The following is a 12,030-nucleotide window of genomic DNA, read 5'->3' as shown; positions in this document are numbered from 1 at the left end:
AGGTTCCCCCCGCCGCCCCGACCCTGTTATATCTCCCCCGGATTTCCCCACAGCGGACGACACATGCAGGCGGATGAGCGATTGGACGGACCGGATCCGCTGGCGGAGGCCATTTCCCCGGCCATCGCCGATACCTCCGTTCCGCCGCCGTCCTCCCGCCACCGCGCCGCCCTCAACCCGCTGCTCAGCGCCGCCGCCCCGGTGCTCGATCTCGCCGGGGCCCTGCGTGACCGCGGTCTGACCGAGCCGCCGCGCGCCGCCGCGCTGGAGCGGTTCGAGCGCGAGGCGGCGGCGGCCGATCTCGACGAGCAGGACATCCGCGCCGCCCGTGTCGCCCTGTCCGCCACGCTGGACGATGTCGCCCGCGCCGCCGGCCATGGCGGGGCGGCGGTGGCCGAACCGGGGGCGGGCGTGCGCTTCTTCGATCTGCTCGACGGCATGCTGGCCGATCCCCGCCGCCACCGTCACGGGCTGGAGCTGTTCTATGCCTGCCTCTCGCTCGGCTTCGAGGGGCGGTTCCGCGACAAGCCCGGCGGCGCCCACGACCTCGCCCGCCTGCGCGACGAGCTGTATCGGGTCCTGCGCCGGGCCCGCGGCGACGTGCCGGCGGAGCTGTCGCCGGCCTGGGCCGGGGTGGCGGAGCCGTTCCGGCCGCTCCGCACCGGCCTGGGGGGCGGGGAGGGGGGCGGTGCCGGCGGCTTGCCGGGCTGGATCGTCTGGGCGGCGGTGGCGCTCGGCCTGTCCGGCCTCTATGTCGATCTCGCCGCCCGCCTCGACCGGCAGGCGGAGCCGGTGCTGGCCCGCATCGCCGCCTTGCTGCCCGACCGCCCGATCGAGATCGCCCGCCTGGTCCCGCCGCCGCCGCCCACCGCCGGCCCGGCCCTGATCGCCCGCATCACCGGCCAGCTCGCCCCGGAAATCCGCACCGGCGCCGTCGAGGTGCTGGCGGGGGAGGATGGCGCGCTGGTGATCCGCATCCCGGCGGCGGCCATGTTCGCCACCGGCGGCGACGCGGTGAAGGCCCGTCACCGCGCCATCGTCGAACGGGTCGGCCAGACCCTGGCGGCGGAGCCGGGGGGCGTCCTGGTGGTCGCCCATACCGACGACCAGTCGCCGACCACCGGCCGCCTTCCAACCGGGCAGGCCCTGACCGATGCCCGCGCCGAGGCGGTGCGCAGGCTGCTGGAGCGCAGCATCCCGCCGGCCCGCCTGTCGGCCGAGGGCCATGGCGACCAGGAGCCGGTCGCGCTGAACGACACGCCCGCCGGGCGCGACGCCAACCGGCGGATCGACATCCGCCTCTATCCGCATTAGGGCGCGCCATGGCCGATCCCCGTCCCCAGAAGGCCGGCGCCAAGGCGGCGACGCGCCGCGAGCCGGGCCGGCGCAAGCCCGCCGCCGCCCCGTCGCCGCACCGTTCCGCCCGCTCGCGCTGGGGGCTGTCGTTGGCCGGCGCGCTGGCGCTGGGGCTGGCCGGCTGGCTGCTGCTGCCGCGTCTGGCCGCGTCGGCCGCCCCGTCGCTGCTGCCGACCGTCCAGGCCGATTGGAGCGTCCGGCTGCTGCCGCTCGCCCTGGCGCTGGCGGTCTGGGTCGCGCTGAACCGCCGCACCGACGCCCGCGAGCGCGCCGCCAACGCCCGCCTGCTGGAGGCGCTGGCCGCCGGCCGCGATCCCGAGCTGAAGGCCTCGCTGGAGGAGATCGGCACGCTGCGCAAGCGGCTGGACGCCGTCCTGGCCGAGCTGCGCAAGCGCCGGGGCGGACGCTATCTCTACCAACTGCCCTGGTATCTGGTGATCGGCGCCCCCGGTTCGGGCAAGACCACGGCGCTGGCCAATGCCGGCCTCGCCGCCCATGCGCAGGGCGATGCCGCCGCCAAGCCGCTTTCCGGTCTCCTGGCCGGTCCCTTGGCGGGCCCCTTGGCGGGACTGGGCGGCACCCGCAATTGCGACTGGTGGTTCACCGACCGCGCCGTGCTGATCGACACCGCCGGGCGCTACACCACCCAGGACAGCCGGCGCGCGGTCGATGGCCGGGTGTGGTCCGGCCTGCTCGACCTGCTGAAGGAGCATCGGCCGCTCCAGCCCGCCAACGGCGTGCTGCTGACCCTCAGCATCCCCGAACTGACGGGCTGGACCGGGGCCGAGCGGCGCAACCACGCCATCCTGGTCCGCCAGCGCCTGAACGAGCTGCGGGTTCAGCTCGGCCTGCGCCTGCCGGTCTATCTGCTGCTGACCAAGGCCGACCTGCTGGACGGCTTCGCCACCTTCTTCGACCCGCTCGACCGCGAGGCGCGCAGCCAGATCTGGGGCCTGACCCTGCCGGCGGCGGAGCCCGCCGGCGGTCCGTTGCCCGTCTTCCGCGATCTCTACGCCGGTCTGGTGCGGCGGCTGGACGAGCGGCTGCTCGACCGGCTGCACCAGGAACCCGACATCCGCCGCCGCTGCGACGCCTTCGCCCTGCCGCTGCGCGTGGCGGCGCTGGAACCGGCGCTGGCCGACATCGTCGACACCGTCTTCGGTTCCGAACAGGGGGAGGAGACGCCGCGGCTGCGTGGCCTCTACCTGACCAGCGCCCTCCAGACCGGCGGCTCGCTCGGCCTGCTGGAACCGGAGGCCGACGCTCCGCCCTCCACCTATTTCCTCGACCGGCTGCTGCCCGACGTCGTCTTCCCCGAGGCTAACCTCGCCCAGCGCGACCGCGCGGTCGAGCGGACCCGCCGCCGCCGCGCCGCCTTGTCGGCCGCCACCGCGCTCGCCTTCGGCCTGCTGGTCGGCGGCTGGTGGCTGGTCAGCGCCCGCGGCAACGCCGCCCTGCTGGAGCGTGCCGATGCCGGGGCGGCGGCGGTGGAGGCGGCGCTGCGCCCGCTCGACACCGCGCCGCGGGCGCTGGCGCGGGTGGACGATGCCGATCCGGCGGCGATCCTGCCGGCGCTGGACGCGCTGCGCGCCCTGCCGCCGGCCGCCGGCATGGCCGATTTGGCTGGGGATTGGGCTGGGCGGGATTGGGCTGGGCGGGATTGGGCCGGGCATCATTGGGCGGCCCCGGCGCTGGCCGGCGGCCTCTATCAGGGCGCGCGCATCGCCGGCCCGGCGCGGGAGGCCTATCGCCGCGCCCTGCGCAGCCAGTTCCTGGCCCGCATCGCGCTCCGCATGGAGGAGAGGCTGCGCGCCGACTGGGCCTTGCCCGACCAACTGCGCCAGACCCTGCGCGTCTACCGCATGGTCGGCGGGGCCGAGCCGATGGAGGCGGGCGCCGTGGCGGAATGGCTGGCGCTCGACTGGCAGCGTACGCTGCCCGGCCCGGCCAACGAGGCCAATCGCCGTGCCCTCGGCGACCATCTGGCCGCCCTGTTCGCCGCCGGCTTCGCCCCCGTCCCGCCCGACGAGGCGCTGGTCGCCCGCGTTGAGGAGGTGTTGGCCCAGTCCGCCGCCGCCCGGACGCCCTCCGCTCCGCCCTCCGCGACCCCGGCGTCATCCGTGCCTTTTTCCCCGCCCGGCCGGGCGGCCCCGCCATGATGGGCGCCTTCACCATGCGGCGCGGAGCCGTGGCGGCGGGTGGGCTGGGCGCCGATCCGGTGATGGGGTTCCACGGCAAGGTGCCGGCGCGCGGCGATTTCGTCGGCCATGGCCTGCCGGGCGCGGTTCTCGCCCCCTGGGACCGCTGGCTGTCGGTGGCGCTGGGCGAGGCCGGCCGCCGGCTGGGCGGCGAGTGGCAGCCGCTGTTCGCCCAGGCCCCGGTCTGGCGCTTCGCCCTGTCGGCGGGCCTGTGCGGTGCCGCGCCGCTGGTCGGGCTTTGGATGCCCAGCGCCGACCGGGTCGGCCGCCCCTATCCCTTCACCATCGCCGCCGGCCTTCCCGCCGGTTTCGACATCGCCGACGCGCCCGCCGCCTGTGCCGCGTGGCTCGCCCGCGCCGAGGCTCTGGCGGTCGACGCCTGCCGTGCCGGCGCCGATGTCGAGGGGTTGCCGGCCCGTCTGGCGATCCTCGGCCGCCCCGATCCGGAGCGCGTCGGGGCCGCCGCCCGCGCCCTGCTCGGCCGGTTGTCCGGTCCGCCGTGCGCCGATGCCAGCCTGTGGTGGACGCGCGGCGCTGGCCGGGTGGCGCCGTCGCTGCTGTCCTGCCCCGGCCTCCCCGCCGGCCCCCGGCTGACCGCCTTCCTTGACGGCGCCTGGGACCGCTGGGGTTGGGAGGATGCGGCGGACGGGTAGGACAAAGGCGTCCGGACTCGCGCAGGTGACGTCCCCGCCGGTCCCATGATATCCTTTCCGCTGCCGCCCGCCTCGCGAGCGGTCCGGCACACGCGAATTCCCGGTCACCGCTCGCGAAAGGCGGAGCCATTGTTTTCGCAGGGATCCTTGACATCGTTCAGAACGAAAGCGGACCAAAAAACCTGTCCACTTCGACAGCTTTCTCCACCGCTCGACTCCGTGGCGATTCGCCGTTGAGGACGAGACGCTTATGGGGGGAGCCGTCTTCCCAGGCAGAAATGCTTGGGCCTCATTGAAGCCACCAGGGGGAAAACGTCCGCCGCCCCGAGGGAGGAAACGTCTTCCCAGGCAGAAATGCTTGGGCCTCATTGAAGCTACGAAATGCTTGCGGATGAAAACAGCAAGCTGCTGGTCTTCCCAGGCAGAAATGCTTGGGCCTCATTGAAGCCTATTGTCCCGCCGCGAAGACATCAGGTTTTGTTATTCTTAGTCTTCCCAGGCAGAAATGCTTGGGCCTCATTGAAGCGTTGCTGGCGGGAAGGAAACCCACGCCGGTCTCTCCGTCTTCCCAGGCAGAAATGCTTGGGCCTCATTGAAGCACGAAACGGTTGCCGGCCTGCAACGCGAACAGCAGGGTCTTCCCAGGCAGAAATGCTTGGGCCTCATTGAAGCGTGAAGAATGCCGAGCAGATGATGCGTCGGCGAGTGCCCGTCTTCCCAGGCAGAAATGCTTGGGCCTCATTGAAGCGTCCCGAATCCGTCGGTCAGCGCTCTCCGCCGGCTGCGTCTTCCCAGGCAGAAATGCTTGGGCCTCATTGAAGCCAGAACTGTTCCCAACTTGGGATCACGCGATCGTCCCGAGAGTCTTCCCAGGCAGAAATGCTTGGGCCTCATTGAAGCCGCTGCACTTGGTTTCCAAACCGACCTCCATCCGCTTGTCTTCCCAGGCAGAAATGCTTGGGCCTCATTGAAGCTCCATTGCTACAGACCCACGACTTCCCGGCACTGGGTCTTCCCAGGCAGAAATGCTTGGGCCTCATTGAAGCGCCGGCATCACCTGCATCAGGCCGGCGGCACCGCTGCGTCTTCCCAGGCAGAAATGCTTGGGCCTCATTGAAGCGTGGGTCTGCCGCATCCACAAGGCGGCGAGCACGCGCGCGTCTTCCCAGGCAGAAATGCTTGGGCCTCATTGAAGCCGCCCAACCTGTGAACTGATTGCCTACGAGCGTATCGTCTTCCCAGGCAGAAATGCTTGGGCCTCATTGAAGCGCGTTCAAAACAGGCTCCCTTGTTTTCTCAAATCCGCGAGTCTTCCCAGGCAGAAATGCTTGGGCCTCATTGAAGCATCTTGGCCACGGCGTACCCGCTCTTGACCTTCGACCGTCTTCCCAGGCAGAAATGCTTGGGCCTCATTGAAGCACACATGACCCCACGACATCACGTCGAACAGCCGCTGGTCTTCCCAGGCAGAAATGCTTGGGCCTCATTGAAGCATGAATTCGCGGTTGTAATAGAGATGCCGCCCATCGGGTCTTCCCAGGCAGAAATGCTTGGGCCTCATTGAAGCTCCGACAAGCGAGGCGTACCCTCTGGACAAGGTGCTGGTCTTCCCAGGCAGAAATGCTTGGGCCTCATTGAAGCAGCGTGGCCATACGCGACTATGACGACGCGCAGCGCGCGTCTTCCCAGGCAGAAATGCTTGGGCCTCATTGAAGCAACTTGCTGCGTGACGACCTGCCCACCGACCCGAAGCTGTGTCTTCCCAGGCAGAAATGCTTGGGCCTCATTGAAGCCAGTAAGCGGCCGGTGGCTGCCTCATGCTGTTCCGTCGTCTTCCCAGGCAGAAATGCTTGGGCCTCATTGAAGCGATGTCGGTGGTGGTCATTGGCGTAACTCCGGTGTGCGTCTTCCCAGGCAGAAATGCTTGGGCCTCATTGAAGCTCGGTGTAGGAGATGTAGTATTTCTTGCGCTTCTTGAGTCTTCCCAGGCAGAAATGCTTGGGCCTCATTGAAGCTAGGTTGGCAAGGGACAGCCCACCTGCCTCCACCCACGTCTTCCCAGGCAGAAATGCTTGGGCCTCATTGAAGCGCAAGGCGGTTGAGGCGCGGACCTATTACGGTGTCTGGTCTTCCCAGGCAGAAATGCTTGGGCCTCATTGAAGCGTCTCCGACCAGTCGTCGCTGCGAAACACGGTATAGGGTCTTCCCAGGCAGAAATGCTTGGGCCTCATTGAAGCAAAATGACATCCGCCGTGCCATCGTCTACGAGGTCTGTCTTCCCAGGCAGAAATGCTTGGGCCTCATTGAAGCGGTGAAGTCGGCGATCTCCTTCGTCGACATTTTCGCGTCTTCCCAGGCAGAAATGCTTGGGCCTCATTGAAGCTGGAATATTCGAGGCTGGGTGCTGGCCACTAACTGACCACGTCTTCCCAGGCAGAAATGCTTGGGCCTCATTGAAGCTGGCCCCGTATCTGGCCGGCTGTGGCGGCAGGGCTGGGTCTTCCCAGGCAGAAATGCTTGGGCCTCATTGAAGCTTCGGTCTTGATGTCGTGATCGTCTGGTCATCGGCCCGGGTCTTCCCAGGCAGAAATGCTTGGGCCTCATTGAAGCAACGCCCACGGAACCTCATCCTGCTGTGTATGCACGGTCTTCCCAGGCAGAAATGCTTGGGCCTCATTGAAGCCTGCTCTCAACGGACGGGTACGCTACTCCGTTGAGGCGTCTTCCCAGGCAGAAATGCTTGGGCCTCATTGAAGCTGGGACCCTACGGCCGCCGATAGCTCGACCCCCGCCGTCTTCCCAGGCAGAAATGCTCAGGGGAATCGCATTTGGAAAAATTGAGTAGCGTGTGTGAGAGAAAAGGATTCTGTAAGGGGCTTTATCGCCGATTTTGGAGCCCCCGATGCAATCGTGGTTTGAGAAAGCGTTCGATGCGTTGCCGGACCCACGCACGGGCAACGCCAAGCGGCACGACCTGCTGGAGATCCTGACGATCGCGCTGACGGCAACGGTGTGCGGGGCGGAGAGCTGTGCCGACTTTGCCGACTTCGCGGTGGATCGCGAGGGGCTGTTTCGGTCGTTTTTGCGTCTGGAGAACGGGGTGCCGAGTCACGACACCTTCTCACGCATCTTCCGGCTGCTGGACCCGGTGGCCTTTGCCGCCTGCTTTGGCCGTTTCCTGGAGGGGCTGGGAACGGCCGGGGCTGGGGTGATCGCCATCGACGGCAAGACGTTACGCCGCTCCTTCGATGACGCGGCCCGGTCCAACCCGCTGGCGGTGGTGACGGCCTTCGCCTCGGCGACGCGGCTGGTGGTGGGCCAGCACAGCTACCGGGTGGCCGAGGGCGACAGCGAGATCCTGGCCGCCCGTGCCCTGCTGGAGTGCCTGGATCTCCAGGGCCATCTGGTCACCGCCGACGCCATCCATTGTCAGGAGGAGACCGCCCGCCTCATCCGGAAGCGCGGCGGCGACTACCTGCTGCGGCTGAAGGGCAACCATCCCGCCCTGCTCGCCATGGTCGAGGAGTACTTCACCGATCCGGAACTGTGCGCCGGGCTGGCGAGTGCCACGACCACCGACGCCGATCACGGCCGGATCGAGACCCGGCGGGCCTGGGTGTGTCACGAATTGGATTGGCTGCGCGGTCCCAAAGCGGCCAGCAGCGAACCGGTCCTGCTGCCCGACATGGCCTGTCTGGGCTTGATCGAGGCTAAAGTCGAGCATCGCGGCAAGACCACCGTGACCCGGCACTACCACATCGCCTCGCGCGCGCTCAGCGCGGCCGACTATCTGGCGGCCGCCCGCGCCCATTGGTCGATCGAAAACGGATTGCACTGGGTGCTCGACGTCGTCTTCGACGAGGATCGCGCCCGCAACCGCAAGGAGCACGGGCCGGAAAACCTCGCCACCCTCCGCAAGCTCGCGCTCAACATCCTGAACCGGGCCCGGCGCGATATCTCCGTCCGCCGAAAGCGAAAACGCTCAGGATGGTCCGACGACTTCGCAAGATCCATCCTCGGCCAAATGCGATGACCCTGCAGAAATGCTTGTGCCTCATTGAAGCGGGTTCATGGCGGGGATTGCGGCGCAGACCTGGCACAGTCTTCCCAGGCAGAAATGCTTGGGCCTCATTGAAGCTGCGATGGCAAGGGCGATGTTGCGCCGTTCGCCAAGCCGCCTTCCCGAGCAGCGATGCCCGGGCCTCTTTGGCGTGTCGTGTCGTGATGGCCGGCGACGCCGTCGGGCGGTTCTCTTCCCCGGCGACCGCCCGCCATGCCAGGGACATTGGCCGCAGGCTCCGGCCAACAGGGGAACTGGATGCCTCCACCCCGGCTACCCCCCGCCGCGCCCCATCGCGGCGGGGGGCCGCTCCCGCCGTCGGCTACCGCGTCGCCGCCATCTCGCGGTCGAAGCGGGCCAGCGCCTCCTCCAGCTCCCATTGCGCCCGCGCCTTCTCGCTGCGGGCGGTGACGGCGCGGCAGGCCTCCTCGCGGGCCGGCGGGGTGCAGCCGGGGGCGGACCACAGGCTGTCGCCGGGAAGGAAGCTGTATTCCAGGCTGGCCCGCGCCAGCCCGACGAGGTCGGCATAGCCGAACCCGAACTCCTCGACCGCGCGCCGCAACTCGTTGGTCAGGTCGATGCGGCTGACGCCCTCGTCGTCGGTGGACAGCACCACCGGCACCCCGGCGGCGCGATAGACCGGCAGGGGGTGGGCCTTGCCGCTGACGCCCAGGATCTTGTCGTTGCTGGTCAGGTTGACCTCCACCGCCACCTTGCGCGCGGCCATCAGCCGCAGCAGGCCCTGGGGATCATCCTCATACATCAGGTCGACGCCATGGCCGATGCGCTTGGCCCCGGCGATCTCCACCGCCTTGCGGATATGGTCGCGCAGCCGCTCCGGCGGGACGAGGCCCAGCGTCAACTCGCCGGCATGCAGCGCCACATTGGTGCCGGGTTGGCGCCGCACCGTCTCCGCCACCATGCGCATGTGCAGGTCGTAATCCTCCAGCGCCACCGGATTATCCTCCGGCGCCACGTAATTCAGGCCGACGACCCGCGGGTCCTGGGCCTCCAGCAGGGCGTTGAACAGGGTGGTGGCGAAGACCGGTCCCGGCGCTTGCGTGCGCGACACCTGCTGGAGATAGCGCACCGACACTCCACAGCCCGGCCGTGCCGCCGGCGTGCCGCAACCGAGCACGTCGCGCATCCGCGCCTCCGTCGCGTCGATCTCCCGCCGGGCCGGGGCGACCAGGGCGGGAAGGCCGGCGGCGATCAGCCGGTCGGCGGTGCCGGGCAGGTCGGCCGCCGCCTGCGGCGTCCAGGGGAAGGCCTTGCCGATGGCGGCGGCCGGGCCGGTGCCGAAGGACACCATCAGCTCGACATGGCGTTCGCCCTGCCGGCCGGCGCGGTCCACCACCTCGGCCAGCAGGTCGCCGCCGCTGGTCGGGCTGGCGCCGGTCGCGGCGCGGAAGCGGCCGAAGGTGGCGAAGAACTGGTCATGCAGGCTGTAGCCGGAGACCGGCAGCGCGTCGCGCGTCGACAGGGCGTTCAGCGCCACCGGATAGAGCACGCCGTCGGCGATCACCGCCGCCGCCCCCGGCCGGCCGGATTTGGCGTCGCCGCAGGGCGCCCGCTTCGTCGGCGCCACCAGCGACTTCGTCTTGACGTCGAAGCACAGCCCGGCGTCGGCCGCCATCCGCATGTAGGTCTCGGCATAGACCGCACCGGTCAGGTGGCTGTGCAGGTCGGCGCCCTTGGGCATGCGGTAGAGGAAGGCGCGCAGTTCCGGCGGGTTGTTCCGCACCGCCTCGAACCGCCGCGCCGCCGCCGATCCGGCGGCATCGCCGCCGGCCTGTCCGCCGCCGCTCCCCATCTCCGCCGTGGCGCAGCCGGCCAGCAGCAGCGTCGCCGCCAGAACCCCGGCGACCCCGCCCTTCCCTCTTCCGCCCGTCATGCCCGCAACTCCCCTCTTCATCTTTTGCGGGTATGGATGCCTTGATAATCGCCCCGGCGCAACGACTCGCTCCTTCGGGACGGGAGGGTGTGGTTATCGGCGAGAGCAATTCCAGCCGCATCGAAAGGCTGTAGCGGGGCGGTGATTCCCGGTATGGTGCGGCACTGCTTTCGTGTTCCCGCCCATCCTGGAGCCGCCGCGATGACCGAGACCCCCGCCCCGACCCTGCTCGACGCGGCCAAGCGTTTCCGCAGCAACGACCTGTCGGGGGCGGAGCGGATTTGCCGGGACCTGCTGGCGGCCGACCCGCACAATGCCGGAGCCCTGCATCTGCTGGGGCTCGTCGCCGCCCACACCGACCATCCCGACAACGCGCTCGACCTGTTCGCCCAGGCCATCGCCGAGGATGGCGACGACCCTTCCTTCCACAACAGCCGCGGCAGCCTGCTTTTCCAGCGCGGCCGCGCGGCGGAGGCGGAGGAGGCGTTCCGCGCCGGCCTCGCCATCAACCCGCGGCTGCCGGAACTGCACGGCAATCTCGGCAACGCGCTGAAGGCGCAGAGCCGGCTGGACGAGGCGGCGGACTGTTTCCGCGCCGCGCTGGATCTGCGGGCGCAAGCGCCGGAGATGCACCATTTCCTCGCCGCCACCCTGCGCGAGCTGGGTGAGCTGGAGGAGGCGGAACGGCATTTCCGCATCGCGCTGGACCAGGCTCCCGACTATCTCGATGTCCATTACAGCCTGGCCGAGCTTCTCTCCACCGGCGGCCGGCTGGAGGAGGCGGAGGCCGAGTTCCGCGTCGTGCTGGCCGCCGCCCCGCGCTTCGTCCCGGCCCAGGTCGGGCTCGCCCATGTGTTGCAGAGCCTGGACCGCGCCGGCGAGGCCATCGAGGTGATCGAATCGGCGCGCGAGCAGGCGCCCGACCACCCGATGGTGAAGTTCACCCGCCGGCTGATCCATTCCAGCGCGGTGCCGGGCTGGCACCTGCCGATGATCAACGATTTCGAGCGGAACGAGGCCTACAAGCGGTCGCTGGAACGGGCGGTGAAGCCGGAGTCGCTGGTGCTGGAGATCGGCACCGGCTCCGGCATCGTCGCCATGATGGCGGCCAGGGCCGGGGCGCGGAAGGTGGTGACCTGCGAGGTCAACCCGATCCTCGCCCGCGTCGCCAAGGAGACGGTGGCGCGCAACGGCTATGCGGCCCGCATCGATGTGGTGCCGCGCCTGTCCACCCAGCTGACGGTGGGGGAGGGCGGCGACCTGCCGGAGAAGGCCGACGTCTTTGTCTCGGAACTGATCAACATCGGCATGCTGGCCCCGCGCATGCTGTCGGTTCTCCAGCATGCCCGCACCCATCTGGTGAAGCCGGGCGGCGCCATCATCCCCCGCGCCTCCACCGTCTACGCCATGCTGGTGGAGACGCCGGAGCTGGCGCGCATCAACCCGGTGGAGACCATCGACGGCTTCGACATGGGCAGCTTCGACGTCTTCCGCTCTCCCGGCTACCAGCAGATCGATCTCGGCGCCGACGCCCACACGCCGCTGTCCAAGCCCTTCACCGCGCTTGACTTCGACTTCACGCGCAACATGCCGGAGGAGGGCGAGCGGGTGATCGACATCACCATCGTCACCGCCGGCACCTGCCATGGCGTCGCCTTCTGGTTCGACCTGTTCATGGATGACGAGGTGGTCTACCGGTCGGAAAGCCGGGCGCGCACCAACCACTGGAAGCAGGCGATGACCTTCCTGGAAAAGCCGATCCTGCTGTCGGCCGGCGACCGCCTGCGCATCGTCGCCCGCTATGACAACAATCAGATCTCCTTCGGGGTCGATGCCCCGACGGGAGCCAAATGACCGGAGCCGGGGGCG

6 protein-coding genes and 1 CRISPR repeat array are annotated in these 12,030 nt (G+C 69.2%); of the genes, 5 read left to right on the top strand and 1 reads right to left on the bottom strand.

Features of this window, described 5'->3' with window-relative positions:
* Positions 1–81 precede the first annotated feature (81 nt).
* From icmH to AZL_RS14180, 4 genes are all read left to right on the top strand, one after another.
* Positions 82–1,314: a type IVB secretion system protein IcmH/DotU gene (icmH, locus tag AZL_RS14195; RefSeq protein ID WP_247894227.1), complete on the top strand. Its 1,233-nt coding sequence runs from the start codon at positions 82–84 to the stop codon at positions 1,312–1,314.
* An 8-nt stretch (positions 1,315–1,322) separates the two neighbouring features.
* The gene (gene tssM / locus AZL_RS14190) at positions 1,323–3,515 is read left to right on the top strand and encodes a type VI secretion system membrane subunit TssM (RefSeq protein WP_012975215.1); all 2,193 of its coding nucleotides are present in this window, start codon (positions 1,323–1,325) and stop codon (positions 3,513–3,515) included.
* Positions 3,512–4,207, top strand: coding sequence for a type VI secretion system-associated protein TagF (gene tagF / locus AZL_RS14185; RefSeq protein ID WP_247894226.1), 696 nt, complete (start codon positions 3,512–3,514; stop codon positions 4,205–4,207). Before tssM ends, tagF begins: the two co-directional genes overlap by 4 nt.
* 262 nt (positions 4,208–4,469) lie before the next feature.
* Positions 4,470–7,037: a CRISPR direct-repeat array (repeat unit 37 nt; unit sequence GTCTTCCCAGGCAGAAATGCTTGGGCCTCATTGAAGC).
* A gap of 72 nt (positions 7,038–7,109) precedes the next feature.
* Entirely contained in the window at positions 7,110–8,240 is a 1,131-nt protein-coding gene (locus tag AZL_RS14180; RefSeq protein ID WP_012975213.1) for an ISAs1-like element ISAzs11 family transposase, read from the top strand.
* Between the two features lie 349 nt (positions 8,241–8,589).
* Here the strand turns inward: AZL_RS14180 and AZL_RS14175 are convergent, their stop codons facing one another.
* Entirely contained in the window at positions 8,590–10,161 is a 1,572-nt protein-coding gene (locus AZL_RS14175) for an adenosine deaminase family protein (protein ID WP_173380483.1), read from the bottom strand.
* Positions 10,162–10,362: 201 nt separating this feature from the next.
* Between AZL_RS14175 and AZL_RS14170 the strand changes: the two genes are divergently transcribed.
* Positions 10,363–12,015: a tetratricopeptide repeat protein gene (locus AZL_RS14170; RefSeq protein ID WP_042443217.1), complete on the top strand. Its 1,653-nt coding sequence runs from the start codon at positions 10,363–10,365 to the stop codon at positions 12,013–12,015.
* Positions 12,016–12,030: the final 15 nt, after the last annotated feature.

Origin of the sequence: Azospirillum sp. B510 (assembly GCF_000010725.1) — a bacterium.
GTDB lineage: Bacteria > Pseudomonadota > Alphaproteobacteria > Azospirillales > Azospirillaceae > Azospirillum > Azospirillum lipoferum_B.
Note: the sequence above shows the minus strand (reverse complement) of the source record. Positions and strands in the feature narration are given on the sequence as shown.

Coding starts and splice junctions, on each gene's coding strand:
- tssM (WP_012975215.1), top strand. CDS start 1,323: ATGGCCGATCCCCGTCCCCAGAAGGCCGGCGCCAAGGCGGCGACGCGC.
- tagF (WP_247894226.1), top strand. CDS start 3,512: ATGATGGGCGCCTTCACCATGCGGCGCGGAGCCGTGGCGGCGGGTGGG.
- AZL_RS14180 (WP_012975213.1), top strand. CDS start 7,110: ATGCAATCGTGGTTTGAGAAAGCGTTCGATGCGTTGCCGGACCCACGC.
- AZL_RS14175 (WP_173380483.1), bottom strand. CDS start 10,161: ATGACGGGCGGAAGAGGGAAGGGCGGGGTCGCCGGGGTTCTGGCGGCG.
- AZL_RS14170 (WP_042443217.1), top strand. CDS start 10,363: ATGACCGAGACCCCCGCCCCGACCCTGCTCGACGCGGCCAAGCGTTTC.